Below are 24,360 nucleotides of genomic sequence, written 5' to 3'. Positions count from 1 at the left end.
TCTCCTTGGTTGTGTTGTGCCAATGCAGAGGGGTTCAGCGGTGCGCGGCCCTGATCAGGTCCGCGGCCTTTTCGCCGATCATGATGGCCGGCGCGTTGGTGTTGCCGCCGATCAGCGTCGGCATGATCGAGGCGTCGGCGACGCGCAGGCCCTGCACGCCGCGCACGCGCAGTTCCGGGTCGACCACCGCCATGGGGTCGACGCCCATCTTGCAGGTGCCGACCGGGTGGTAGACGGTATCGGCATGGTTGCGCACGAAGTCCTGGATCGCCGCCTCGTTGCTGCTGTCGGGCCCGAACGCGTCGGTCAGCACTTCGCGACCGCCATGCTGCGCCAGCGCCGGCTGGGCGAAGATGCGGCGAATCGCGCGGACGCCCTCGACCATGCCGGCCATGTCTTCCTCGGCCGAAAGAAAGCGCGGGTCGATCAGCGGCGCCTCGCGCGTGTCCGCGCTGCGCAGCCGCACGTGGCCGCGGCTTTTCGGGCGCAGCACGCAGGCATGGCAGGAGTAGCCGTGGCCAAGATTGCCCAGGTTGCGGTTGCCCAGCAGCGCCACCGCGAAGTGCAGCTGCACGTCGGGAATCTCCAGTTCCGGGCGGCTGCGCAGGAACGCGCCGGCCTCGGCGATATTGGACGTCACCATGCCGGTGCGGGTGCGGCGGTAGCGCATTACCTCGCGCGCGAGCCGCAGCATGCCGCGGCCGGTCTTGCCGAACAGCTCGGTGGTCTGCAGCTGCTTGTTGACGATGATGTCGAGGTGGTCCTGCAGGTTCTCGCCCACGCCCGGCAGGTCGTGGACCACGTCGACGCCGACCTCGCGCAGGTGCGCGGACGGGCCGATGCCGGAGGCCAGCAGCAGTTGGGGGGAATTGAAGGTGCCGCCGCTGACCACGATCTCGCGCCGTGCGCGCAGCACCTGCACCGTGCCGCCGCGGACCACCTCGACGCCGCTCGCGCGCTTGCCGTCGAACACGATGCGCAGCGCCTGCGTATCGGTCAGCACCGACAGCCCGCGGCGGCCGCCGTTCAGCGCGGTGTCGGCGGCATTGCCGCCGTGCAGGTAGGCGCGCGCGGTGTTCCAGCGCTCGCCGTTGCGTTGTGTCACCTGGTACAGGCCCGCGCCCTCCTGGGTGGGTCCGTTGAAGTCGTCGTTGCGCGGCAGCCCCGCCTGCAGCGCGGCCTCGACGAAGCGTTGCGCGAACGGGTTGGGCGAGCGCAGGTCGCTCACGTGCAGCGGCCCGTCGTGGCCATGCAGCGCGTCTTGCTGCGCGCCCAGGCGCGGGTTGCGCTCGCTGCGGCGGAAGTAGGGCAGCACGTCGTCGAAGCCCCAGCCGCGGCAACCCAGCGCGGCCCAGTCGTCATAGTCGCGCCGGTGGCCGCGGATATAGACCATGCCGTTGATCGACGAGCTGCCGCCCAGGCCGCGCCCGCGCGGCTGGTAGGAACGGCGCCCGTTCAGCCCCGGCTGCGGCTCGGTGTAGTAGGCGTAGTTGCGCGGCCCGGCCCTGGGCACCACCGCGGCGATGCCGACCGGCGCCCAGATCGCGTAGTGGTGGTCATGCGGCCCCGCCTCGAGCAGCGCCACGGTGGCGCCGGCGTCCTCGGCCAGGCGCGCGGCGACGGCGCAACCCGCCGATCCCGCGCCGATGACGATGTAGTCGAACTCCGCCGGCGCACTGGCGGTGTGATTTGCCCTGGTATCCAATTGCGTTGTCTCCTCGGTGGCCAGCAAGCGGTGATGGGGCGGGGCGCGGGGCCAGCTGGTGACGACGGATACTGCCATTACCTGTTATAACAGGTCAATAGGTTAAGACGATACCTGTCATGATAGGTATAATCCGCCGCACTGAAATCGGAGCCGCCCGCCGGGGCGGGACATACGTGGCGCTGCCCAGGTTCAAAGAGATCGAAAGCGAGATTCGCCAGCGAATCGCCAGCAATACATGGGGCCCGGGCGCCAAGCTGCCGTCCGAGGCCGAGCTGATGGCCGAATTCGGCGTGAGCCGGATCACCGTGCGGCAGGCCTTGTCCGGCCTGCACAACGCCGGCCTCATCGAGAAAGTGAACGGCAAGGGCAGCTTCGTCACGCGGCCGGCCGACACCCCGAGCCTGGGCGCGCTCACCGGCTTCTATGAGACCGGGCGGGCCCGCGGCCAGCTGGCCTACGGCAAGATCGCATCGGTGCGCCTGTTGCGGGCGCCTCCGCATGTGGCCGCAGCGCTGAGCCTGCAGCCCGGTGAAAAGGTGCTGGGCGTGGCCACGGTGCGCTACTGGGACGACGTGGCGGTTGCATACTTCAACCTGATGGGGCCCGAGCCGCTGATGCGCCGCCTGGTGCAGGAAGATGTCGAGACCAACGACGCCATGGCGCTGTTCGAAAGCCGGCTGGGGTATCGCTTTCGCGACGTGGCGATGGAGGCCAGCGCCATCGCGGCGCCCGCCGACGTGGCCCGCAAGCTCGGCATCGACGAAGGGCTGCCGCTGCTGCGGCTGCGCTGCACGCCGTACGACATCGAAGGCACGCCGCTGTTCTGCGCCGACCTGCTGTTCCGCCCCGACCGCTATGCCTACAAGTGGACGCTGACGCGCTAGCGCACCGCAAACGCGCCCCGACCGGCTTGCCACAGGTACCCGCACGGTAACTTTTACCGGCTGCGCGCACTTCTTACCGCGGGCCGGGCGCGCTGCGGTGCGTGCCGGCTTCGCCGCCGCGCTGCACTCGTCCGTCCCCAATCTGGTACGTCAGTTGCGTCTTCTCGAGCGCAGCGGCGCCATCGGCGCCTCGCCGGCAGGCCGGGCCATGCAGCTAGGCTTGCCGCCAACCTGCCAGATGGAGGAAAACATGAAAACACCGAAAACACCCTTGCGCATCGGCACAGCCTTGCTCGCCCTCGGCATCCTGGCGGGTTGCACCGCCACGGGCAGCACCACCGGCTCGGGCTCGCTGTCCGGATCGGGTTCGGTGACGGAACAGAACCGCAGCCGCAGCGCGCCTGGCGGCAGCACGTCCACCGGCACCTCCGGCGCGACCAGCACTACCAGCCCGGGCGGCACTTCGAGCGGCAGCAGCGGCGCCGCCAGCGGCTCCGGCACCGCCCGCTGACAGCGAACCAGCCGCCCGCGCCAGCACGGGCGGCTGCGTTCTGCTGCGCTGCGCCTAGCGGTCGCGGCCGGTATTGACGCGTTCGTCGCGCCGTGCCGGCACGATACCCTCATCGGCCAGCCGTTGCTGCAGGTCGTTGTTGGCCACGTATTTGAAATCCTTGCCGATCTCCCGGGTGACCACGTCGGTGACGCCAGGCGGCAGGGTCTTGCGCAACAGCCCCAGGAAGCGCGGCGCCGCAATCAGCGCCAGTTCGTCGAAGCGCTGCTTGTTGCGCGCATCGCCAAGGTAATCCGCCACGCGTCGGGCAAACAGCTGCGCCTCTTGGTGCAGCTCGTCCTCGCCCGCCGAAGACGTGACGGTCGACGGTCCGACCTGGTGGGCGCCGGGATGGCCCGCGTCGCCCTGGACGGCAGCCTGGCCGCGGCGGCCATAGGCGTCGCGGCGCAGGTCGGCGCGGTCGGCATGCGCGGCGGCGTCGGTGATCTCCTCGACGACCTCCAGCGGGGCGCTGTCGCCATGCGAGGCAAAAATGCGGGCGACGGATTCGTCCGCTACCAGGATCCAGATGTTCTTCATGATCGCTCCGGTTGCCGGCCCGAACACAGGGCCCTCCAGCCCTTGTTGCAAGGGATACGCCATCCGGTCCGCCGCCCTGCCATGGCCGCAGGCGGCGGCGCGCGCGGCCTGACATGCCGGGCGCGGCACACGGTTGCAGTATCGACAGGCACACCGTGCAAGTTTTTCAGGCAAGCGGCGCTGGCCGCGCCGGGCGCGAGCGGCGGCGATGCGGTTACCAGACCCCGAAGAACACGCCGGCCTGCTTGTACACATTGGTCTTGGCCGCGACTTCCTCGTTGGTCGCCGTCACGCGCGGCTTGAGCGTGCAGAACCAGTCCAGCAGGCGCAGCCGCATGGCGCTGCGCACCGCTTCATGGCCGGGGTCGGCGCCAAGATCGAAGTACTCCTGCGGATCGTTCTGCAGGTCGAACAGCTGCGGCCGGAAGCCCTGCCAGTGCACGTACTTCCAGCGCGCGTCGCGCACCATCCAGGCCCGGCATTCGCCGGGATGGCGGCCCAGCGCCACGCGCGCGCCGCGGTAGGCATAGTCCAGCTCCGAGACCACCGCGTCGCGCCAGGCGCCCGCACCCTCGCGCGCGGCCGCGCGCGTCAGGTCCAGCAGCGAGCGGCCCTCGACGCGGTGGTCGGCGGGCGGCAGGCCCAGCGCATCGAGCACCGTCGGCACCACGTCGACCGCGCTGACCAGGCTGGCCTGCGCGGTGCCGCGCGTGGCATCGGCCTGCGGCGACGGGTCGTAGACGATCAGCGGGATGTTCTGCACGGTGTCGTAGAACTGCTCCTTTTCCCCCAGCCAGTGGTCGCCGAGGAAATCGCCATGGTCAGCGGTGAAGACGATCAGCGTGTCGTCCCAGCGCCCCAGGCGCTCCAGCTGTTCCCACAGCAGCCCCAGCCGGTCGTCGATCTGCTGGATCAGGCCCTGGTAGGCCGGGCGCACCGTATCCGAGACCTCGGCGCGCATGAAGTTGGCGCATTCCTCCTGGGTGCGATAGGCCGACAGCACCGGGTGCGGGTCTGCCAGTTCGGCATCGTGGCGCTGCAGCGGCAGGCAGTCGTCGAGCGTATACGCGGCGTGGTACGGTGCGGGCGCGAGATAGGGCCAGTGCGGCTTGACCAGCGACAGGTGCAGCACCCACGGGTCGTCGCCGCGCGCCGCGATGTACTGCATGGCCTGGCCGACGGTGTAGGCGGTCTCGGAATGCGGCTCGGCCACGCGCGCGGGCAGCCCGGCATTGCGCATGTGCCAGCCCGAGACGATCTCGCCGCGCGCGTTCTCGGCGCTGATCACGTAGTCGGTCCAGGGGTCGGCGCTGTCATAGCCTTGCTGGCGCAGCCAGTCGGCATAGGCGCTGCGCGGCTCGGCGTGATGGCCGTCATGGCGGTCGACTTCCGTGAAGTGGCCGCTGCGCAGCAGCGTTTCCAGTTCCGTGCCGCCGTCCAGGTGCAGCCGCTTCAGGTTGGCGTTGTCCGGCATCACATGGGTCTTGCCCGCCAGCGCCAGCGCGCGGCCGCTGTCCTTCAGGTACTCGCCCAGCGTGATTTCGCCGACCGACAGCGGCACGCGGTTCCAGGTAGCGCCATGGCTGCTGACGTAGCGCCCGGTGTAAAAGCTCATGCGGCTGGGGCCGCAGACGCCGGAGGTCACATAGGCGCGGTCGAAGCGCACGCCGCGCGCGGCCAGTGCATCGATATGGCGCGTGCGCAGCGTCGGGTGCCCGTAGCAACCAAGATGGTCGCGCCGCAGCTGGTCGCACATGATGAAGAGGGTATTGCGGATGGTCATGGCCGGAAGGTAGCGGGAAGCGGGTTGGAGCGCATCAGTCGCCGGTATAGCCGGACGCCTTGACCACCGGCGCCCACCTGGCGGCGTCGGCCTTCAGCACCCCGGCGAAAGCATCGGCGGGGCCGGTGGCGGGTTCGAGCCCGAGCTTCAGGAACTTGTCGCGCACGTCGGGCGACTGCACCGCCTTGACGATGGCGGCGTTGAGCCGGTCGAGCGCCGCGCGCGGCGTGCCGGCGGGCGCCAGCACCCCATAGCGGCCTTCGCCCTCGATGCCCTTGTAGCCGAGTTCCGTGAAGGTCGGCACGTCAGGCAGCGCCACTGAACGGTGCGTGCCGGAGGTGGCCAGCACGCGGATCTTGCCGGCGCGGTGCATCTCGGTCAGGTCGGCCAGGGTATCGACCGACGCCGGCACCTGCCCGCCGACCAGTGCGCTCATCAGCGGCGCCGAGCCGTTGAACGGCACGTGCAGCATGTCGATGCCCACCTGCTTGCCGATCATCAGCCCGAAGAAATGCGGAATGCTGCCGAGCGCTGGCGACGCGTAGGAGTTGTTCTGCGCACCGGCCTTGAGCCAGGCCACGTAATCCTTCAGCGTGCGCGCGGGACTGCCCGGGCCGGTGGCCAGCGCCAGCTGGAAATTGGCGGCCTGCGCCACCGGCGTGAAATCGCGCTGGATATCGTAGTTCAGCTTGCGGTAGACCAGCGGCGCGATCGTCATGACCGCCGAGTTGGCCACCACCAGCGTATTGCCGTCTGCCGGCTGCGTGCGCGCGTAGTCCATCACCAGGCGCCCGCCCGCGCCGGGCTTGTTCTCGATCACCACGGTCTGGTTCAGGGTCTCGCGCAGCTTGTCGCCCACCAGGCGCGCGGCCAGGTCGGCGGTGCCGCCGGCGGGGTAGCCCACCAGGATGCGCAGCGGCCGCTCCGACTGCGCGCCGGCGGGCGCGGACCAGGCCGCGGCGGCGGCCAGCAGGCAGGCGGCAAGGCGGGGAAGGAAGTTGCGGGGGTTCACGGTGTCTCCTGTCTGTTTTGCGCCGGCAGCCGGCATGGACGGGAAGCTAGCACCCGTCGATATAATTGACAAAGTCAACTAAATCGCGGGTGTGGCATGGCACACGACAAGGGCGGCGGCCGCCTGCAGCGGCCGCAGCGGCTGGCCGACTTCATCAACTACCGGGTCTATCACCTGAACCGCGTCGCGCTGGGCGCGGCCGCGCTGCACCTGCGCGCGCGGGCAGGCGTGACGCGGCGCGAATGGCGCATGATTTCCTTCCTGGGCGAGCAGCCCGGCACGCGGCTGACCGAACTGGCGGACAGCGCGGGCCTGGACAAGGTGCTGGCCAGCCGCGCCGTCCATGCGCTGGTGGAGCGCGGACTGGTGCGCCGCGAAACGCGCGCGCAGGACCGGCGCGCCGCCGCCTTCACGCTGACCGAGGCAGGCGAATCGGTCTACCGCGCCGCCTTTGCGCAGGCGCGCGACTTCAATACGCAGCTGGCCGCCTGCCTGACGGCCGAAGAGGCACGCGTCATGTCGCGCTGCCTGGACAAGCTGCAGGCCCGCGCCAGCGCCATGCTGGCCGACGCCCAGGCCTTGCCGCAGCCGGCGGGCGAGGCGCCGGCGTGGGAGCTGCAGCGGGTGTGGCGCGCACAGAAAGGGTAGGGCCGCGCCGCGCGCGGCCGGCTACGTGCCCGCTGATCCCGTGCCCTGTCCCTCGGCAAACGCCACCGCCGCCTCCAGCAGCCAGCTGCGCAGATGCTGCATGGCATGGCTCATCGGGCGGGTATCGGGCAGGACCAGGTAATAGGCGCTGGTGGAACGCAGCGAGCGCGCCACGGGGCTCACCAGTTGCCCGCTCGCCAGATACTCTTCGACCAGGAAGCGCGGCACCAGCCCGATCCCCAGCCCGGCCCGCGCCGCGGCGATGACCATGCTGTGGTGGTCGAAGCGGGCCCCGCGCATGGCGTTGACGTCGTCGATGCCGGCCGCCTCCATCCATTGCTTCCAGCCGAAGCTGCGCGTGGCCAGGTGCAGCAGCGGCGCATGCGCGATGTCGTGCGCGTCGATGCGCTTCTTGCGGCCGAACAACGCCGGGTGGCACACCGCGACGGATTCCTCGCCGAACAGCAGATCGGCCCGCGCGCCCGGATAGACCGCTTCGCCGAAGTGGACCGCCGCGTCGTACGGCGTGCCGTCGAACAGGAAGACGTCGGACTGGGCGCTGATATTGACCACGACCTTCGGGTGCCGCGCGTAGAACTCGGGCAGCCGCGGGATCAGCCATTCGACGGCGAGCGTCGGCACGCACGCCAGCTCGACGGTGCCGCCGGCGCCTTCATGCGCCATCACCTCCAGCGTGTCGCGCTGCAGCTTGCGCAGCATCTCGCGCACCTGGACGCTGTAGAGCGCGCCGGCCGCGGTCAGCGTGATGCGCTGGTTGGCGCGGTGAAACAGCTGCACGCCGAGCAGGCTTTCCAGCGCGGCAATCTGGCGCGACACCGCGCTTTCCGTGATGAACAGGTCAGCGGCGGCGCGGCGCAGGTTCAGGTGCAGCGCGGCCGCTTCAAAGGCGCGCAGGCTGGACAGGCTGGGAAGGCGTTGCCGCATGGCGGGGGAGAGAGGGCGTAGTTGATGACATAAAGTCATCATCCTATACCGAAATCTCGCTTGAACCGGCGAACTTGATGAGAAATGATTCAGCCCTGGTCCCGCGGCCCCACCATCGCGGCACCGCCATAACGACAACCATCAGGTAGACAGGAAAACAACAATGAAACGCTTGTTCAGCGCGCTGGCCGCCGGCACTTTCGCCTTTGGCATGACCCTATCCGGCATCGCCGCCGCCGAGGATTTCCCCGCCAAGCCCGTGCGCATCATCGTGCCGTACCCGCCGGGCGGCACCACCGACATGGTCGCGCGGCTGGTCGGCGAGCGGCTCGCGCTGCAATGGAAGCAACCGGTGCTGGTGGAGAACCGCCCCGGCGCGGGCGGCATCGTCGGCACCGGCGTCGCCGCCAAGTCCACCGCCGACGGCTATACGCTGCTGATGGGCTCGGTGGGCGAGTTCGGCATCAACCCCACGCTGTACAAGAAGCTGCCCTATGACGCCGTTGCGGATTTCGCGCCGGTGGCGATGGTCGCGCGCGTGCCCAACGTGGTGGTGCTGTCGCCGGCCTTTGCCGAGCGCGCGCAGGTGCAGACGCTGGCGGAGTTCATCGCCTACCTGAAGGCCAACCCGAAGCGCGTCAACATGGCGTCGGCGGGCAACGGCACGTCGACGCACCTGGCCGGCGAGCTGTTCCAGCGCATGACCGGCACCGAGATGAGCCATGTCGCCTACAAGGGCAGCAGCCCGGCGATTGCCGATCTGATGGGCGGCAGCGTCGACGTGATGTTCGACAACCTGCCGGCGTCGCTGCCGTTCGTCCGCTCCGGCAAGCTCAAGGCGCTGGCGGTGACCACGCCGGCGCGCTCGTCGGCGCTGCCCAATGTGCCGACCGTGGCGGCGGCCGGGCCGGTGCCGGGCTTCGACGCCAGCCCGTGGTTCGGCCTGCTGGCGCCGCGCGGCGTGTCCAGCGCGGTGGCGCAGAAGATCAGCCAGGACCTGGCGCGCGCGCTCGGCGATCCCGCCGTGCAGGCGCGCATGCGCGACCTGGGCGCGGAACCCGCGCCGGGCACCCCCGAAGCCTTCGCCGAAGTGCTGAAGAAAGACCGCCAGAAGTGGGGCGAGATCGTGCGCCTGTCCGGCGCCTCGGTGGACTGAAAACCGTCATTGATTCCTCTTCCGTCAGCAAGACCTCCCTGCATCATGAGCAATAACATCAAGCAACTCGTTTCCCTGCACCTTGGCGCCAGCGGCGCCGACCGCCTGTCCGCGCTGGTGAGCGCGCCCGCGCAGCTGCCGGCTGGCGCGGCCGGGCGCCCGTCGCGCGCGGAGATCGCCCATGCGCTGAACCTGGTGCTGTTCGCCGGCATCCTGGAGCGCGTGCCGACCGGCAAGGCCTACACCGACGACGTGGCGGCAGCCGGCGGCAAGGTCCACTTCGACCATGGCGCGCTGCGCACCGTGCGCTGGGCTGACCACGGCGCGCTGCCCGCCGGCGAGGCCGCTTTCACGCGCATCCTGCGCCCGCTGGGCTACCGGCTCAACGGCACCTACCCGCTCGACCGGATCGGCATGACCGGCCGCTCGTACGCGCATGAAGACGCGCCGGAAGAGATCGCGCAGTTCTTCGTCAGCGAACTGCATCCGGAGCGCTTCAGCGCAGGTTTCCAGCAGGCGGTCAGCCGCGTGCTCGAGACTTCGGTCGATCCGCTGACGCCGCGCGCGCAGGCGCTGCTGTGGGAACTCGAGCGTGAAGGTGCGTTGCCGCTGGCCGAAGCCGGCGAGCTGATCGGTGCGCTGGCGCGCTGCTTCGAGCGCCAGCACGCGACGCCGCGGCTGGAGGACTATGAGGCCCTGCTGGCCGAATCGGCCGAGATGGCGTGGATCGCCACCGAGGGCAATGCCTTCAACCACGCCACCGACCGCGTCGAAGACGTGTTCGCGCTGGCCGAGACGCAGAAGCGCCTGGGTCGCCCGATCAAGGACAAGGTGGAAGTGTCGCGCAGCGGCCGCGTGCGCCAGACCGCGTTCCGCGCCGACCCGGTGCGCCGCGCCTTCGTCGGTGCGGATGGCGTTGAGGTGGAGCGCGAGGTGCCTGGCTCGTTCTACGAGTTCATCACGCGCGACCGCTACGTCGATGACGCGCAGGCGGTCACGCGCACCGACCTGGGCTTCGACGCCGGCAATGCGCAGGGCATCTTCAAGATGACCGCCGCGGCATGCTGAGGCCCACCCGACCATGAGCGCCGCCTACCCGTTCGTCCCCGCGCTGCGCGAGCCGGAAGGCTCGCCGATCCGCGAGCTGTTCAAGTACCTGTCGGATCCGCAGATGATCTCGTTCGCGGGCGGCTACCCGTCCGCGGCGCTGTTCGATGCCGAAGGCATCGGCGCCGCGTCGGCACAGGCGCTGCGCGAGCGGCCCGCCGAATGCCTGCAGTACGGCGCCACCGAAGGCGCGCCGGCGCTGCGCGACGCGCTGGCGGCACTGATGGCGGAGCGCGGTGCCGCCGTGACGCGGGACCAACTGCTCGTCACCAGCGGTTCGCAGCAGGGTTTCGATTTCCTGGTGCGCGCGCTGGTCGAGCCCGGCAGCGTGGTGCTGGTCGAGGAGCCGACCTATTCGGCGACGCTGCAGGCGCTGCGGCTGGCGGGCGCCGACGTGCGCGGCGTGCCGTCCGATGAGGACGGCATGGACGTCGACGCGCTGGCGGCAATGCTGGCCGACGGCGCGGTGCGCCCGCGGCTGATCTACACGGTGCCGACCTTCGCCAACCCCACCGGCGCCACGCTGTCCCGCGCGCGCCGGCTGCGCCTGCTGGAACTGGCGGCGCGGCACCAGGTGGTGCTGGTCGAGGACGATCCCTACGGCGCGCTGAGCTTCGACGGCGCTGCGCCGCCGTCGTTGCTGGCGCTGAGCGAACAGGTTCCCGGCGCGCGTGCGTGGCTGGTGCACCTGGCCAGCCTGTCGAAGACGCTGGCGCCGGGGCTGCGCATCGGCTGGATGGTGGCCGCGCCGGAGATCATCCGCCGCGCCGTGATTGCCAAGCAGGTATCGGACCTGTGCACGCCGCCGTGGCTGCAGCTTACGGTCACGCAATACCTGGCGGATGGCCGCCTGCCCGCGCAGGTGGTGCGCGAGATCGCGTTCTACCGCGACCAGCGCGACCGGCTGGCCGAGGCGCTGCAGCGCGCCTTCGGCGACCGCATCCGCTTCGCCTTGCCTGCCGGCGGCATGTTCCTGTGGGCCTCGCTTGAGGGCATCGGCGATGCCGCCGCGCTGCTGCCGCATGCCATCGCGGAAAAGGTGTTGTTCGTCCCCGGGGCCGGCTTCTATGCGCAGCGCCGCGCACGGCCTGCGTTCCGGCTGTCGTTTGCCGGCACGGCCCCGCAGCAGATCACCGAAGGCGTGGCGCGGCTGGCGCGTGCCGCAGCGCGGCTCGACGCGGCCGGGTAACACCACCGCGACCACCGCGGGCACCCGACTCGAGCCGGTTCCGGCTCGATCGACTCAATCGACTCAATCGGACTCGTCCTCGCCTGCCGGCAGCATCCGGCCGCGCCGCGGCATTTCGGAGTCGAGCACCAGGCGGCCGTGGACCCGGCCGTTCATGCGCGTGACGTAATGGGTGCACTCCTCCATATGCGCCGACATCAGCGCGCGTACTGTCTCGGCGTCGCGCTGGCGTGCGGCCTCGACGATGCGCTTGTGGAACTTGACGTTGGCCGCGCCGAATTTTTCATGCTCGCAGGCCGGGGTGTCGTTGCCGAACACCACCAGCTGGCGAATCATCTCGTTGATCAGCTCGCATGAGAACCGCAGCATCGGGTTGGGATTGGCCGCGGCCAGGATGTCGTGGAAGGTCAGGTCTTCCTGGCGCTGGTCCAGCAGCGGCGTCGCGGCGGCGGCCGAGGCCGGGTCGCACAGGTCGATGGTGCGTTCCAGCGCCCTGAAATCGTCGTCGGTGAGATGCGGCACCGCGCCGGCGGCAAGCTCCGGCTCCAGCAGCCGCCGCACGGTATAGACGTCTGCAATGCCGACGTCCTTGAAGAACAGGTAGTTCTGCATCAGCTGGAAGGTGCGGTCCAGCGGCACTTCGACAATCGTGCCGCCGCCTGCCGGCCCGGTGCTGACCCGGATCAGGCCCTGCACCTCCAGCGACTTGAGTGCCTCGCGGATGGTGCTCTTGCTGACCGAGAACATCTGCTGCAGCTTGACCTCGTGCGGCAGCTTGTCGCCCGGGCGCAGGTTGCGCTGCGTGATCAGCCGCTTGAGTTCTTCCGCCACCAGGTCCGCGCGCTTCTGCTTGCGGATCTCGAAGGCCCCGGTCTTGCCTTCCCGAAACGTCGCCATTGCTCTTTCCTTGTCATGCGCCCGGGCCATCCAGGCTTGAGCGCTTGCATTCTAGCCACGCGCGGCTGCGGTCTGCGGGCGCCGCTGGCTTGCCCCGTCTTCGTGCATGCGGACCGTTCGCGCACCGCTGCGGCACCGCATTGTCCCGCCGTCGCCGCCATGCAAGGCATCCCCCCGCGGTCCGCGAAGAGGGTGCGTAAACCCTGATCTTCCCTTTGTTGACAACGCTTCCGGCCGACTCCTAAGATGATTCTATTCTATTTATACGTATAAATAGAATAAACAGGTTCGATTCTTGCTCGGGCAGTGTCGGCGCCGGGCGAAAGTCACCAGCATGTCGGGGAGACGGTGCAGCGCCAGCCCAAGGCGTTGGCCAGACTTTCGCCCCGTGCAGCCCGATCCCCACATAACGAGGAGTGAGCCTTGAATCGTCGTGACCTGCTGAAACTGGCGGCGCTGTCCGCCGTCCCCACCTCCCTGATCCATGGCCGCAGCGCCCTTGCCGCGGGCGAGGCACTGGAATTCGGCTGCCCGGTGCCGATGTCGGGCGCCTTCGCCGCCAACGGCAAATTCGCCGACCTGGGCATGCGGCTCGCCGTCGACCAGTACGGCCAGGTGCTGGGCCGGCCGCTGCGCTACAGCGTGCTCGACACAGAAGGCAAGCCCGCCACCGCGGTGCGCAAGGTGCAGGAGCTGGCGCAGCAGAAGGCGGCGCGCTATTTCGCCGGCGGCATCCTGTCGTCCGAATCGCTGGCGATGGGCAAGGAGGCGGAAAAATTCGGCGGCGTGTTCGTCACCACCGCCGGGGCCGACGAGATCACCGGCAAGGACTGCAACCGCGCCACGTTCCGCTGGTCGGTGCCGACCTTCGGCGCGATCGAGCGCACCGTGCGGCCGCTGATCGAATCGATGCCCAAGGCGAAACGCTGGTACACCATCACGCCTCAATACGTGTTCGGCGACGGGCTGCTGTCGGCGGCGAAGGCGATCTTCAAGGAGAAGGGCATCGAGCACGTCGGCAACAGCTACCACGCCCTGACCGAGAAGGAATTCAGCGGCTACCTGACCAATGCGCTGGCGGCCAAGCCCGACGTGCTGCTGATCCTGAACTTCGGCTCGCAGTCCGCCGATACGCTGCGCCAGGCCGTCAGCTTCGGCATGAAGAAGAACACCACCATCCTGCTGGCATGGGCTTCGGGACTGGAGCAATTCGAATCGCTCGGCGCCGACCTGTGCGAAGGCGTTTATTTCGGCGCGCAGTACTGGCACGGCGTGGATACGCCGCTGAACCGCGAGCTGGTCAAGCGCAGCCACGACAAGTTCAAGGCCAATCCCAACTACAGCCTGGCGGGCTCGTACATCTGCACCAAGATCATGCTGGACGGCATGATCAAGGCCGGCAGCGCCGACCCGAAGGCCGTAATCGCCGCGCTCGAAGGCATGAAGTACGAGGGCCTGACCGGGCCGGAGGAAATCCGCGCCGCCGACCACCAGGTGCTGAAGAACTACTACCTGCTCAAGGGCAAGGCCAAGGCGCGCATGAAGGACAAGGACGACTACGCCGAGATCGTCAGCGTCGGCAAGGCCTTCCTGCCGGTCGACCAGACCCAGTGCAAGATGGCCTGACGCGCTGACATTACCGGGCTGACGCCCCGGCGATTCACACACTGAAGCACACCGAAGCACCAGGCCGCGCGGGCTCGCGCGGCGTGGCGGCTTCCTACATCCGTACGACTCATGAACGTCTATCTGTTGCAGGTGATCAACGGCGTCGGCATAGGCATGCTCTACTTCCTGCTGGCGGTAGGGCTGTCGATCGTGTTCGGCCTGTTGCGCTTCGTCAATTTCGCGCATGGCGCGTTCTATGCGCTGGGTGCCTACCTTTGCTTCCAGGCGCTGCAGTTCGGCATGAACTTCTGGATGGCGCTGGTGCTGGCGCCGGTCATCATCGGCGCGCTGGCCTGGCTGACCGAGAAGCTCATGCTGCGCCACGTCTATGCGCAGCCGCACGAGTTCCACATCCTGGTCACGGTGGGCCTGGCGCTGGCGATCCAGGAACTCATCATCGTCGGCTGGGGGCCGCTCGGCGTTGACGTGCCGCCGCCGGACGCGCTGCAGGGCGTGGTGATGTGGGGCGACTTTATCTATCCCAAGTACCGGCTGTTCGTGATCGGCTTTGCCGGCCTGCTGGCCCTCGCCCTGTGGTGGCTGCTGGAAGGCACGCGGCTGGGCAGCGCGGTGCGAGCGGGCAGCGAATCGACCGAGATGGTGTCGCTGCTCGGCATCAACGTGTTCCGCCTGTTCAGCCTGATGTTCGCGCTGGGCGCCGCCACCGCGGCGATCGCCGGCGTGCTGGCCGCGCCGATCCGCGGCGCCGAGCCGTTCATGGGGGTCGAGGCGCTGGGCGTGGCCTTTATCGTGGTCGTGGTGGGGGGCATGGGCAGCTTCACCGGCGCGCTGGTGGGCGGCCTGCTGGTGGGAGTGGTGCAGAGCCTGATGAGCACGCTGTGGCCCGAAGGCGCGCGGCTGATGATCTATGTCGCCATGGCCGCGGTGTTGCTGCTGCGTCCGCATGGCTTGCTGGGGAGGGGATGATGGCTATGCAAAGACAATGGCTCTTGCGCTACCGCTTCTGGTGGCTGGCACTCGGCGTCACGCTGCTGCTGCCGCTGACCATGCGCTCCGGCACGCTCGCCACCGAAGTGCTGATCTACGCGATGGCTGCGATGGCGTGCAACCTGCTGCTCGGCTACACCGGCCTGCTGTCGTTCGGCCAGGGCATCTTCTTCGGGCTGGGCAGCTATGCGGTGGGGCTGGCGCTGACGCGCGCCAGCCTGCCGATGCCGCTGGCGCTGCTGCTGGCGATCGCGATCGGCGCGGCCGCCGCGGCGCTGGTGGGCTGGTTTGCGATCCGCCAGCGCGGCACCTACTTCGTGATGCTGACGCTGGCGTTCGCGCAGATGTTCTACTTCCTCGCCTATACCGCGCCCGGCATCACCGGCGGCGACAACGGCCTGCTCGACATCCCGCGTCCGCCGCTGTCCGTGGCGGGGCATGCGCTGGTGCCGCTGGCGTCGCCATGGCAGTTCTATGGCTTTGTCGCGGTGCTGTTCCTGGCGGTGTTCCTGGCGGTGCTGCGCGTGACCGGGTCCGTGCTGGGCCGCACGCTGCTGGCGATCCGCGACAACGAGGAGCGCGCGCTGGCGGTCGGCTACAACGTCAAGGCGTTCAAGCTGCTGGCCTTCATGGTTTCCGGCGCGGTCACCGGGCTGGCCGGCGCGCTGCACGCCATGCTGACCGGCATCGCGCCGCTGACCAATATCGACTACCACGCCAGCGAGATGATCCTGGTGATGACCGTGATCGGCGGCACCGGCAATATCTTCGCGTCGGTGCTGGGCGCCGCTTTCTATGTGCTGCTGGCGGACTGGCTGTCGACGCTGTGGCCGCGCTGGCTGATGCTGCTCGGCTTCCTGCTGATCGCGGTCAGCCTGTTCATGCAGCGCGGGCTGTGGGGACTTGGGGCCACGGTATGGGAGCGTCTGCGCGGCCTGCGCCGCGCGCCAGTCACGCAGGAGGAACGCGCATGAGCACCGCCACCACCCCGATTCTTGAAGCCACGGGCATCGTCAAGCAGTACGGCAAGTTCATGGCGCTGGGCGGCGTCGACCTGCGCGTGATGCCGGGCACGATCCATTCGGTGATCGGCCCCAACGGCGCCGGCAAGACCACGCTGTTCCACATGCTGACCGGCACCAAGGAAGTCAGCGCCGGCCGCATCGTCTTCGACGGCAAGGACGTCACGGCGGAAGCCGATTACCAGCGCGTGCAGCGCGGCATTGCGCGTTCGTTCCAGGTCACCAGCCTGTTCCCGAACCTGGCGGTGCGCGAGAACCTGCGCCTGGCCGCGCTGGGCACGTCGCCGCGCAAGGCCATGAGCGCATGGCGCTTGCCGGTGGGCGAACTGGCCTGCGGCGAGGTGGTCGACCAGGTGCTGGAGCGCCTGGAACTGACGCGCGTTGCCGACAGCGCCGCGGGAGCGCTGTCGCACGGCCAGCAGCGGCGCCTGGAGGTCGGCATGGCGCTGGCCGCGCGGCCGCGCGCGATCTTCCTGGACGAGCCCACCTCGGGCATGGGCGTCGATGACCTGGGCGCGATGAAGCGGCTGATCCGCGGGCTGGCGCAGGACCACACCGTCGTGCTGATCGAGCACAACATGGACATCGTCATGGATATCTCGGACACCGTCACCGTGATGCAGCAAGGCAAGGTGCTGATGGAAGGGCCGCCCGCGGCGGTGCGCGGCGACCCGCGCGTGCGCGCGGCCTATCTCGGCAACATGATTACCGGAGGCAAGGGATGATGCTCGACGTACAAGAGGTGCACGGCTACTACGGCAAGAGCCATGTGCTGCAAGGCGTGTCGCTGGCGGTCGGCGAAGGCGAACTGGTGACGCTGCTGGGTCGAAACGGCGCTGGCAAGTCGACCACGCTCAAGGCCATCGCCGGCGTGGTTTCGCCGCGCGGCGGGCGCGTCATGTTCCGCGGCAAGGACGTTGCCGGCATGGCGCCGCACCGGATTGCCGCCGAAGGCCTGTGCCTGGTGCCCGAGCACCGCGGCATCTTCAGGCTGCTGACGGTGGAAGAAAACCTCAAGCTGGCCGCGCGCCGCGATTCGCCGTGGCAGCTGCAGGACATCTACCGCATCTTCCCGCGCCTGCGCGAGCGGCGCGGCAACGGCGGCGCGCAGCTGTCCGGCGGCGAACAGCAGATGCTCGCGATCGGGCGCGCCATGATGAATCACCCGCGCCTGCTGATGCTCGACGAGCCGGTCGAAGGGCTGGCCCCGGTGATCGTGGAAGAGATCGTGGCGCAGCTCAGGATGATCAAGGCGGCGGGCGTGCCGATCCTGCTGGTCGAGCAGAACCTCGAGGTGTGCACGCAGCTGGCCGACCGCCACGTGATCATCGAGCAGGGCAGGGTGGTCTACAGCGGCAGCAACGACGCGTTCCGTGCCGATGAGGCGGTCAAGGACCGCTATCTGGGCGTCGGCCTGGCGGCCTGAACCGAGATGAGGAATGACATGACGACTTTGCAAGCTGCGCGCGCGGCAGCGGCCGCTGCCGGCGCGCGCACTGACCTGCGCATCGATGGCCAGCGCCTGTGGGACACCCTGATGCGCCTGGCCGCCATCGGCGCCACGCCCAAGGGCGGCGTATGCCGGCTGGCGCTGACCGAGCTGGACCGCCAGGGCCGCGACTTCTTTATCGCCGAGGCCACGGCGGCCGGATGCACCATCCGCGTCGATGCCCTCGGCAATCTCTTCGCGCGCCGCGCCGGGCGCGATGATGCCCTGCCGCCGGTGATGACCGGCAGCCATATCGACACGCAGCCCACCGGCGGCAAGTTCGACGGCAACTACGGCGTGTTCGCGGGCATCGAGGTGCTGCGCACGCTGGCTGATGCCGGCATCGTCACCGATGCCCCGCTCGAGGTCGCGGTCTGGACCAACGAGGAAGGCTCGCGCTTCGTGCCGGTGATGATGGGCTCGGGCGCGTTCGTCGGCGAGTTCGAGCTGGCGGACGTGCTGCAGCAGCGCGACCGCGATGGCATCAGCGTCGGGCAGGCGCTGCAGGCCATCGGCTATGCCGGGCCGGAGCCGGTCGGCGGGCGTGCGGTCGGCGCCTACTTTGAAGCGCATATCGAGCAAGGGCCGGTGCTGGAGGCCAACGACACCACCATCGGCGTGGTCAGCGGCGCGCTCGGCCAGCGCTGGTACGACGTGGTGCTGACCGGGATGGAAGCGCATGCGGGGCCCACGCCGATGGCGCTGCGCAAGGATGCGCTGCTGGCGGCTTCGGAGCTGGTGGCCATGGTCAACCGCATCGCGCTCGATCATCCCCCGCACGGCCGCGGCACGGTGGGTTGCCTGGCCGTGCATCCCGATTCGCGCAACGTCATTCCCGGCAAGGTGGCGATGACGGTGGACCTGCGCGCCGGCGACGACACCGTGCTGTCGGCGATGGACGCCGCGCTGCGCGCGCAGGTTGCGGCACTGGCGGCGCGCAGCGGCATCGACATCGACCTGCGGCAGGTGGTGTACTTCCCGCCGCAGCCGTTCGATGCGCGGCTGGTCGAGGCGGTGCGCAGCGGCGCGAAGCGGCTCGGCCATTCCGCCATGGACGTGATCAGCGGCGCCGGCCATGACGCGGTCTACCTGGCCCGCGTCGCCCCGGCGGCGATGATTTTCGTGCCGTGCAAGGACGGCATCAGCCACAACGAAATCGAAGACGCGCGGCCCGAGCACCTGGAAGCCGGCTGCAACGTGCTGCTGCACGCCATGCTCGGCGCCGCCACGCGGCCATGACACTGGAACGGACTGCCCGATGAAGATCCTCATTGCCCGGCTCAATCACGAGACCAATACCTTTTCACCGGTGCCGACGCCGCTGGCTGCGTTCACGCCGACTTATGGCGACGCCGCCTGTCGCGCCGCCAGGGGCACCCGCACCGCGGCGGCCGCCTTCATCGACCTTGCCGAGGCCGCCGGCGCCGAGATCGTGGTGCCGGTGATCGCCGCGGCCAACCCGAGCGGCCGCGTCGCCGCCGATGCCTACACGCACCTGTGCGACACCATCATCGCCGCCGCCGAAGGCTGCGATGCGGTGATGCTCGACCTGCATGGCGCAATGGTGGCCGAGAACAGCGATGACGGCGAAGGCGACCTGCTGCGGCGCCTGCGCACCGTGCTGCCGCATGCGCCGGTCGCGGTCGCGCTGGACCTGCACGGCAATATCACGCAGACGCTGGTTGACCATGCCGACATCGCGGTCAGCTTCAAGACCTATCCGCACGTGGACATGTATGAAACCGGCGCACACGCGGGACGGCTGCTGCTGGACATGGTTACCGGGCGCGTGCGCCCGGTGATGGCGTGGCGGCGCCCGCCGCTGATCACGCACACGCTGCGCAGCCGTACCGACGAAGGCGCCATGCAGCGCGCCGTGGCCCTGGCGCGCGAGGCCGAACGGGACGGCATGCTGGCAGTATCGGTGCTGGCGGGCTTCGGCCTGGCCGATATCGCCGCGCCCTGCCTGAGCGTGATCGTGGTCAGCGACGGCGACCCGGCCAGGGCCGACGAGGTCGCCAGCCGGATCGCCGCGCAAGCGTGGGCCGAGCGCGATGGCTTTGCCTACCACGCGGAGCCGCTGGCCAGCTCGATCGCGCGCGCCGCGCAGCTTGCGGATAGCTCCGACGGCGCGGCAAGCGGACCGGTGCTGCTGCTCGACCATGGCGACAACTGCATGTCCGGCGGCACCTGCGACAACATGGCGGTGCTGCACGAGGCGCTGGCGCAGGGACTGACCGGCATCGCGGTCGGGCCGGTGTGCGACCCGGAGGCGGTGGCAGCGCTGGTGGATGCCGGCGTCGGCGCCAGCATCACGCTGCCGGTCGGCGACAAGGTGGCGTTGCCGCAGCTGGAGATCTATCCGGAAAGCAGGCCGCTGACCGGCAAGGTCGCGGCGATCAGCGACGGCGAGTACACCATCACCGGGCCGACCTACACCGGGCAGCGCATCCGCATGGGGCGCACCGCCTTGCTCGATATCGGCGCGGCGCAGGTGATCGTGACCGAGACCCCGCAAGAGCACTGGGACCTGGGCATCTTCACCCATATCGGCATCGATCCGCATCGGGCCAGGTTCCTGCTGCTGAAGTCGCGCATGTACTGCCGGCCGGTGTTCGTGCCGATCGCCAGGGCGGTGGTGGAGTGCGATGGGGAAGGGGTCACCAGTTCGCGGTATGAGCGGTTTCCGTTTCGGAAGGTGAGCAGGCCGGTTTATCCGTTGGATGATGTGGCTGTGTGGCAGGGGTGAGGGCGGTTTGTACGGGGGGATGCGGTTGACTTCGTTGATGCGCCGGCCCTCTCCCCCGGCCCCTCTCCCGCAAGCGGGAGAGGGGAGAAAACCGGCAGCGGCATCATTGCCTCGAGCTTTCCAATTCGCGCTTGGGTACTCCCTCTCCCGCTTGCGGGAGAGGGTTGGGGTGAGGGCGGGGAGCGTCATACGAAGTGAAGGCTGTCGCAATTGCCACCGCCGGCCCTCACCCCCGGCCCCTCTCCCGCAAGCGGGAGAGGGGAGCAAAACAAGCGGGAGCCACTCCAGGCAGACAGCCTTGCTCACCCCCGCACCGCCGCCTCCCGCACCCACTGCGCAAACCGCCGTATCAACCCCTGCTTGGGATTATCCCCGCGCCAGACGATGTAGCAGTTATGGCTGGCAGGAAAGCTGGCCGCCAGCGGCTGCACCAGCCGCCCCGCGGCGATGGCCTCGCGCGCCAGCAACGCACGCGTCAGCGCGAGCCCCATGCCACTGGCCGCCGCTTCGATCAGCAGCGCGCGGCAGTCGAACACGATGCCGTCTTCCGGCTCATCCAGTACCACCCCCGCCGCAGCCCCCCACTGCGACCAGCGGAAGCGTGCGTGCCGCAGCCGCGCCAGGTGCGCAGCGTCGGCCGCGGTCATGCCGGCGTGCCGCTGGGCGAAGGCGGGGCTGCACACCGCGATGATGTCGTCGTCCAGCAGCTTCAGGCACTGGTAGCCGGTAAAGGGCGCGGGCCCGTAGCGCAGGCTGACGTCCAGGTCCGACCGGGCAAAGTCGGGGTCCTCGGTGCTGGCGGCGATGGACAGGTCCAGGCCGGGCAGCGCCTCGCGCAGTTGCGGCAGCCGGGGCACCAGCCACGCGGCGGCCAGTTCGGGACTGACATTGACATGCAGCGACTGCCGTTCGCGCGCGCGCCGCTCGGCCGCGCCGGCCAGCGACAGCTCCACCGCGCGCAGCGCGCGGTCGAGGTCGTCGGCGAGTTCGCGGCCGGCGGCGGTCAGCTCCAGTTGCCGGCCGGCGCGCAGGAACAGGGTGCAGCCAAGCTGTGACTCCAGCGCACGGATATGCCGGCTGATTGCGCCATGCGTCACGCACAGGGCATCGGCGGCGCGCGTCATGCTGCCCGTGCGCGCGGTGGCGGCAAAGGCCTGCAGCACTTGCATCGAAGGGAGCCTGCGGATCATGGCTGTGATCTTGCCTCACAGGTGATGGCAAAACAAGTCGATTGTCCTGCCATGCCGCGCGGCCGATACTGGCCCGCACCGAACCGGCCGCTGCGAAGCCGGTGCGCAACGAGGAGACCCCCATGAAACTGCAGTTGAAGATCAACGGCAAGCGCCACGCCGTCGATGCCGAACGCGACATGCCCCTGCTGTGGGTGCTGCGCGATTACCTCGGCTATACCGGCACCAAGTTCGGCTGCGGGGCCGGCCTGTGCGGGGCCTGCACCGTGCATGTCGACGGCAAGGCCGTGCGCGCCTGCATCACGCCTGTCGGCACCGTCGCGCGTGCCGACATTACTACCATCGAAGGATTGTCGGCCGACAATTCGCACCCGGTCCAGCGCGCGTGGATTGCCGAGCAGGTGCCGCAGTGCGGCTATTGCCAGTCGGGCATGATCATGGCCGCGTGCGCCTGGCTGAAGGACAACCCGTCGCCGCGGCCGGAGGATATCCGCGCCGGCATCACCAACCTGTGCCGCTGCGGCACCTACCCGCGCATCGAGCGCGCCATCCTGCGCGCGGCCACCGCGCAGAACGCGGGCGATCCCAAGGGGAGGGCGTCATCGTGAGCCATCCGCACGCAAGCCGCCGCCGTTTCCTGCAGGCCGCCGGCGCCGTGCCCGCGGCGCTGGTGCTGGGCTTCCACCTGCCGCTGGCGAAGGCCGCCGACGCCAGCGCGCCCGCGCGCGACCCGGACGACATCAACGCGTGGCTGCGCATCGATGCCGACGGCGGCGTGACCATCATGGTGCCGTCGGCCGAGCTGGGCCAGGGCGTGATGACTTCCGCCCCGATGCTGATTGCCGAAGAACTCGACTGCGACTGGCGCCAGGTGCGCGCCGAACTGGCGCCGACCGACCCGGTCTACAACAACCGCATGTTCAAGGTGCAGGCGACCGCCAGCAGCACCTCGGCGCGGTGGTCGTTCGAGCCGCTGCGCCGCATCGGCGCCACCGCGCGCGAGATGCTGCGCGAGGCCGCCGCGCAAGGCTGGGGCGTACCGGTGGCGCAGTGCCGCGCGGTGCAGGGCGTGGTGCGGCATGAGGCCAGCGGGCGTGCGCTGGGCTACGGTGCGCTCGCCGCGCGCGCGGCCACGCTGCCGCGCCCGTCCAGCGTCACGCTGAAGGACCCGCGCGACTGGAAGCTGCTGGGCCGCCCGACGGACCGGCTCGATATTCCGCTGAAGACTTGCGGCGCGGCGGTATTCGGCGTCGACGTCAAGGTGCCGCGCATGCTGGTGGGGTCGGTGATGGCGTGCCCGGCCTTCGGCGGCAGGCTGCGCCGGGTCGATGCGCGGCCGGCGCTGGCGCTGCGCGGGGTGCGGCGCGTGGTGCCGCTGGACGATGCCGTGGTGGTGCTGGCCGACAGCTACTGGACCGCGCGCAAGGGCCTGGCCGCGCTGCGGCCCGACTGGCAGCTGCCGCCGGGCGAACCGGTTGGCGACGCGGCGCTGATGGCCGGCTACCGCGACGCCGCGCGCGGCGCTTCGTCGGTGGCGCTGCGCCACGGCGATGCGGAAGCGCAGATGCAAGGCGCGCAGGCCTACACCGCTGAATACGAAGTGCCGTACCTCGCGCACGCCACCATGGAGCCGATGAACGCCACCGCCGACGTGCGCGCCGACCGCGCCGAGATCTGGGGCCCGACCCAGGTTTGCGGCGAGATCGCGCAGCGGCTGTCGGGCGTGCTGGGCCTGCCCGCCGAACGCATCGTTGTGCATGGGACCTTCGTCGGCGGCGGCTTTGGCCGGCGCGAGGAGTTCGATGTTTTTGTCCAGGCCGCACTGGCGTCGAAGGCCGCGGGTCAGCCGGTCAAGCTGATCTGGTCGCGCGAGGAAGACATCCAGCATGATTTCTACCGCCCGGCGGCGGCGGCGCGCTTCAGCGCGGTGCTGGCGCCGGACGCGGCCGGCATCCGCGCGCTGGAGGCGCGCCTGGCCTGCTCGTCGATCTATGTCCGCAACTTCCCGGACCGGGTCAAGGGCGGGGTCGACCCCAAGTCGGTCGAAGGGGTGGTGGACCTGCCTTACGCGCTGCCCCATCTGTCCGTGCGCCACGCCATGGTCAATACCGCCGTGCCGGTCGGCTTCTGGCGCGGCGTGGGCTATACGCAGAACGCGTTCTTCGCCGAGAGCTTCATCGATGAGCTGGCCCATCACGCCGGCGCCGATCCGCTGCAGTTCCGGCTGCGCCTGCTGGCCGACCGTCCGCGTCCGGCGCGCCTGCTGCAGCGCCTGGCGCAGCACGTCGGCTGGGGCCACGCGCCGGCCGGGCGCTTCCACGGCGTGGCGCTGTCGCAGGCGTGGGGATCGCTGTGCGCCACGGTGGTGGAGCTGTCGGTGCAGGGCCAGCGCATCACGCTGCACCGCATCGTCAATGCCATCGACTGCGGCACCGTGATCAACCCCGCCACGGTCGAGCGCCAGCTCGAAGGCGCCAGCATCTGGGGCCTGAGCGCGGCGCTGTCGGGCGCGATCACCATTGCCGACGGACGCGTGCAGCAATCCAACTTCCACGACTACCCGCTGTTGCGGCTGGCCCAGACGCCGCGCTTCGAGGCAGTGCTGGCGCCCGGCGGCGAGCGCATCGGCGGCGTGGGCGAATCGGCGGTGCCGACGCTGGCGCCGGCGCTGGCCAATGCGCTGTTTGCCGCCACCGGCCAGCGTATCCGCTCGCTGCCGCTGGCGCGGCATGGGTTCGAGCTGGCGTAGCCGGGCGCCGGCGCGTGCGCAAGTGATGCCGCTGCCACGGTCGCCGGCGCGGCGCTGTGTGTCATGCCGCGCACGCCAACCTACGCTGCCAGCCCGGTTCTTCCCTACACTGGATCATGGCGCCTT

Annotated in this window: 22 protein-coding genes; 14 read left to right on the top strand and 8 right to left on the bottom strand. The window is 69.6% G+C overall.

What is annotated here, in order from left to right:
* Positions 1 to 34 precede the first annotated feature (34 nt).
* Entirely contained in the window at positions 35 to 1,705 is a 1,671-nt protein-coding gene (locus CBM2594_RS21240; RefSeq protein WP_116358746.1) for a GMC family oxidoreductase N-terminal domain-containing protein, read from the bottom strand.
* A gap of 176 nt (positions 1,706 to 1,881) precedes the next feature.
* Here CBM2594_RS21240 and CBM2594_RS21235 point away from each other — a divergent pair, with 176 nt between their 5' ends.
* The gene (locus tag CBM2594_RS21235) at positions 1,882 to 2,592 is read left to right on the top strand and encodes a UTRA domain-containing protein (RefSeq protein WP_116358745.1); all 711 of its coding nucleotides are present in this window, start codon (positions 1,882 to 1,884) and stop codon (positions 2,590 to 2,592) included.
* Positions 2,593 to 2,742: 150 nt separating this feature from the next.
* Here CBM2594_RS21235 and CBM2594_RS21230 read toward each other — a convergent pair whose 3' ends face one another.
* The 4 genes from CBM2594_RS21230 to CBM2594_RS21215 form a co-directional block, all read right to left on the bottom strand.
* Positions 2,743 to 3,093, bottom strand: a complete 351-nt coding sequence (locus CBM2594_RS21230; RefSeq protein WP_232346704.1) for a hypothetical protein — start codon at positions 3,091 to 3,093, stop codon at positions 2,743 to 2,745.
* A 64-nt stretch (positions 3,094 to 3,157) separates the two neighbouring features.
* A complete protein-coding gene (locus CBM2594_RS21225; protein WP_116358744.1) occupies positions 3,158 to 3,682 on the bottom strand; it encodes a host attachment protein in 525 nt (174 codons plus the stop codon).
* A 214-nt stretch (positions 3,683 to 3,896) separates the two neighbouring features.
* Positions 3,897 to 5,465 (bottom strand): sulfatase-like hydrolase/transferase, encoded by a 1,569-nt coding sequence (locus CBM2594_RS21220; protein ID WP_116358743.1) that lies wholly within the window; start codon positions 5,463 to 5,465, stop codon positions 3,897 to 3,899.
* A 34-nt stretch (positions 5,466 to 5,499) separates the two neighbouring features.
* On the bottom strand, positions 5,500 to 6,477 hold the full coding sequence (locus tag CBM2594_RS21215) for a Bug family tripartite tricarboxylate transporter substrate binding protein (RefSeq protein WP_116358742.1): 978 nt from the start codon (positions 6,475 to 6,477) through the stop codon (positions 5,500 to 5,502).
* Between the two features lie 96 nt (positions 6,478 to 6,573).
* Here CBM2594_RS21215 and CBM2594_RS21210 point away from each other — a divergent pair, with 96 nt between their 5' ends.
* Positions 6,574 to 7,125 carry a MarR family winged helix-turn-helix transcriptional regulator gene (locus tag CBM2594_RS21210; protein ID WP_116358741.1) on the top strand — a complete coding sequence of 184 codons (552 nt, stop codon included), beginning with the start codon at positions 6,574 to 6,576 and terminating at the stop codon, positions 7,123 to 7,125.
* Between the two features lie 21 nt (positions 7,126 to 7,146).
* On the opposite strand, the gene CBM2594_RS21205 is transcribed toward CBM2594_RS21210, so the two are convergent.
* Entirely contained in the window at positions 7,147 to 8,070 is a 924-nt protein-coding gene (locus tag CBM2594_RS21205; protein WP_116358740.1) for a LysR substrate-binding domain-containing protein, read from the bottom strand.
* A 163-nt stretch (positions 8,071 to 8,233) separates the two neighbouring features.
* On the opposite strand from CBM2594_RS21205, the gene CBM2594_RS21200 reads away from it, so the two are divergent.
* The 3 genes from CBM2594_RS21200 to CBM2594_RS21190 are packed head-to-tail and all read left to right on the top strand — an operon-like array spanning position 8,234 to position 11,522.
* Positions 8,234 to 9,226 (top strand): Bug family tripartite tricarboxylate transporter substrate binding protein, encoded by a 993-nt coding sequence (locus tag CBM2594_RS21200; RefSeq protein WP_116358739.1) that lies wholly within the window; start codon positions 8,234 to 8,236, stop codon positions 9,224 to 9,226.
* A 45-nt stretch (positions 9,227 to 9,271) separates the two neighbouring features.
* Complete coding sequence (locus CBM2594_RS21195; protein ID WP_116358738.1) at positions 9,272 to 10,294, top strand: DUF1338 domain-containing protein; 1,023 nt, start codon at positions 9,272 to 9,274, stop codon at positions 10,292 to 10,294.
* A gap of 13 nt (positions 10,295 to 10,307) precedes the next feature.
* Entirely contained in the window at positions 10,308 to 11,522 is a 1,215-nt protein-coding gene (locus CBM2594_RS21190; RefSeq protein WP_116358737.1) for an aminotransferase-like domain-containing protein, read from the top strand.
* Between the two features lie 63 nt (positions 11,523 to 11,585).
* Here the strand turns inward: CBM2594_RS21190 and CBM2594_RS21185 are convergent, their stop codons facing one another.
* The gene (locus CBM2594_RS21185) at positions 11,586 to 12,419 is read right to left on the bottom strand and encodes a FadR/GntR family transcriptional regulator (RefSeq protein ID WP_116358736.1); all 834 of its coding nucleotides are present in this window, start codon (positions 12,417 to 12,419) and stop codon (positions 11,586 to 11,588) included.
* A 423-nt stretch (positions 12,420 to 12,842) separates the two neighbouring features.
* Here CBM2594_RS21185 and CBM2594_RS21180 point away from each other — a divergent pair, with 423 nt between their 5' ends.
* The 7 genes from CBM2594_RS21180 to CBM2594_RS21150 all read left to right on the top strand — a co-directional run bounded on the left by CBM2594_RS21180 (position 12,843) and on the right by CBM2594_RS21150 (position 20,295).
* On the top strand, positions 12,843 to 14,045 hold the full coding sequence (locus tag CBM2594_RS21180; protein ID WP_116358735.1) for an ABC transporter substrate-binding protein: 1,203 nt from the start codon (positions 12,843 to 12,845) through the stop codon (positions 14,043 to 14,045).
* 111 nt (positions 14,046 to 14,156) lie between these two features.
* On the top strand, positions 14,157 to 15,014 hold the full coding sequence (locus CBM2594_RS21175; RefSeq protein ID WP_116358734.1) for a branched-chain amino acid ABC transporter permease: 858 nt from the start codon (positions 14,157 to 14,159) through the stop codon (positions 15,012 to 15,014).
* Positions 15,014 to 16,009: a branched-chain amino acid ABC transporter permease gene (locus CBM2594_RS21170; RefSeq protein WP_116359714.1), complete on the top strand. Its 996-nt coding sequence runs from the start codon at positions 15,014 to 15,016 to the stop codon at positions 16,007 to 16,009. The genes CBM2594_RS21175 and CBM2594_RS21170 overlap by 1 nt, the downstream gene beginning before the upstream one ends.
* Positions 16,006 to 16,782 carry an ABC transporter ATP-binding protein gene (locus CBM2594_RS21165; RefSeq protein ID WP_116358733.1) on the top strand — a complete coding sequence of 259 codons (777 nt, stop codon included), beginning with the start codon at positions 16,006 to 16,008 and terminating at the stop codon, positions 16,780 to 16,782. The genes CBM2594_RS21170 and CBM2594_RS21165 overlap by 4 nt, the downstream gene beginning before the upstream one ends.
* Positions 16,779 to 17,483: an ABC transporter ATP-binding protein gene (locus CBM2594_RS21160; protein WP_116358732.1), complete on the top strand. Its 705-nt coding sequence runs from the start codon at positions 16,779 to 16,781 to the stop codon at positions 17,481 to 17,483. The genes CBM2594_RS21165 and CBM2594_RS21160 overlap by 4 nt, the downstream gene beginning before the upstream one ends.
* A gap of 18 nt (positions 17,484 to 17,501) precedes the next feature.
* Positions 17,502 to 18,785 carry a Zn-dependent hydrolase gene (locus tag CBM2594_RS21155; protein WP_116358731.1) on the top strand — a complete coding sequence of 428 codons (1,284 nt, stop codon included), beginning with the start codon at positions 17,502 to 17,504 and terminating at the stop codon, positions 18,783 to 18,785.
* A gap of 19 nt (positions 18,786 to 18,804) precedes the next feature.
* Positions 18,805 to 20,295 carry a M81 family metallopeptidase gene (locus CBM2594_RS21150; protein ID WP_116358730.1) on the top strand — a complete coding sequence of 497 codons (1,491 nt, stop codon included), beginning with the start codon at positions 18,805 to 18,807 and terminating at the stop codon, positions 20,293 to 20,295.
* 302 nt (positions 20,296 to 20,597) lie between these two features.
* Here CBM2594_RS21150 and CBM2594_RS21145 read toward each other — a convergent pair whose 3' ends face one another.
* The gene (locus tag CBM2594_RS21145) at positions 20,598 to 21,485 is read right to left on the bottom strand and encodes a LysR substrate-binding domain-containing protein (protein ID WP_116358729.1); all 888 of its coding nucleotides are present in this window, start codon (positions 21,483 to 21,485) and stop codon (positions 20,598 to 20,600) included.
* 122 nt (positions 21,486 to 21,607) lie between these two features.
* Between CBM2594_RS21145 and CBM2594_RS21140 the strand changes: the two genes are divergently transcribed.
* Both CBM2594_RS21140 and CBM2594_RS21135 read left to right on the top strand, forming a co-directional pair.
* Positions 21,608 to 22,093 carry a (2Fe-2S)-binding protein gene (locus tag CBM2594_RS21140; protein WP_116358728.1) on the top strand — a complete coding sequence of 162 codons (486 nt, stop codon included), beginning with the start codon at positions 21,608 to 21,610 and terminating at the stop codon, positions 22,091 to 22,093.
* Positions 22,090 to 24,234 carry a xanthine dehydrogenase family protein molybdopterin-binding subunit gene (locus tag CBM2594_RS21135; RefSeq protein ID WP_116358727.1) on the top strand — a complete coding sequence of 715 codons (2,145 nt, stop codon included), beginning with the start codon at positions 22,090 to 22,092 and terminating at the stop codon, positions 24,232 to 24,234. Before CBM2594_RS21140 ends, CBM2594_RS21135 begins: the two co-directional genes overlap by 4 nt.
* Positions 24,235 to 24,360: the final 126 nt, after the last annotated feature.

It is taken from the genome of Cupriavidus taiwanensis (genome assembly GCF_900249755.1).
In the GTDB taxonomy this organism is placed as follows: Bacteria; Pseudomonadota; Gammaproteobacteria; order Burkholderiales; family Burkholderiaceae; genus Cupriavidus; species Cupriavidus taiwanensis_D.
This window is presented reverse-complemented; position numbering and strand designations above follow the sequence as displayed.

Excerpts from the sequence above, each read along its gene's own strand:
- CBM2594_RS21200 (WP_116358739.1), top strand. The coding sequence starts at position 8,234 with ATGAAACGCTTGTTCAGCGCGCTGGCCGCCGGCACTTTCGCCTTTGGC.
- CBM2594_RS21195 (WP_116358738.1), top strand. The coding sequence starts at position 9,272 with ATGAGCAATAACATCAAGCAACTCGTTTCCCTGCACCTTGGCGCCAGC.
- CBM2594_RS21145 (WP_116358729.1), bottom strand. The coding sequence starts at position 21,485 with ATGATCCGCAGGCTCCCTTCGATGCAAGTGCTGCAGGCCTTTGCCGCC.
- CBM2594_RS21170 (WP_116359714.1), top strand. The coding sequence starts at position 15,014 with ATGGCTATGCAAAGACAATGGCTCTTGCGCTACCGCTTCTGGTGGCTG.
- CBM2594_RS21165 (WP_116358733.1), top strand. The coding sequence starts at position 16,006 with ATGAGCACCGCCACCACCCCGATTCTTGAAGCCACGGGCATCGTCAAG.
- CBM2594_RS21155 (WP_116358731.1), top strand. The coding sequence starts at position 17,502 with ATGACGACTTTGCAAGCTGCGCGCGCGGCAGCGGCCGCTGCCGGCGCG.
- CBM2594_RS21190 (WP_116358737.1), top strand. The coding sequence starts at position 10,308 with ATGAGCGCCGCCTACCCGTTCGTCCCCGCGCTGCGCGAGCCGGAAGGC.
- CBM2594_RS21225 (WP_116358744.1), bottom strand. The coding sequence starts at position 3,682 with ATGAAGAACATCTGGATCCTGGTAGCGGACGAATCCGTCGCCCGCATT.
- CBM2594_RS21205 (WP_116358740.1), bottom strand. The coding sequence starts at position 8,070 with ATGCGGCAACGCCTTCCCAGCCTGTCCAGCCTGCGCGCCTTTGAAGCG.
- CBM2594_RS21175 (WP_116358734.1), top strand. The coding sequence starts at position 14,157 with ATGAACGTCTATCTGTTGCAGGTGATCAACGGCGTCGGCATAGGCATG.
- CBM2594_RS21185 (WP_116358736.1), bottom strand. The coding sequence starts at position 12,419 with ATGGCGACGTTTCGGGAAGGCAAGACCGGGGCCTTCGAGATCCGCAAG.
- CBM2594_RS21160 (WP_116358732.1), top strand. The coding sequence starts at position 16,779 with ATGATGCTCGACGTACAAGAGGTGCACGGCTACTACGGCAAGAGCCAT.
- CBM2594_RS21220 (WP_116358743.1), bottom strand. The coding sequence starts at position 5,465 with ATGACCATCCGCAATACCCTCTTCATCATGTGCGACCAGCTGCGGCGC.
- CBM2594_RS21140 (WP_116358728.1), top strand. The coding sequence starts at position 21,608 with ATGAAACTGCAGTTGAAGATCAACGGCAAGCGCCACGCCGTCGATGCC.
- CBM2594_RS21150 (WP_116358730.1), top strand. The coding sequence starts at position 18,805 with ATGAAGATCCTCATTGCCCGGCTCAATCACGAGACCAATACCTTTTCA.
- CBM2594_RS21210 (WP_116358741.1), top strand. The coding sequence starts at position 6,574 with ATGGCACACGACAAGGGCGGCGGCCGCCTGCAGCGGCCGCAGCGGCTG.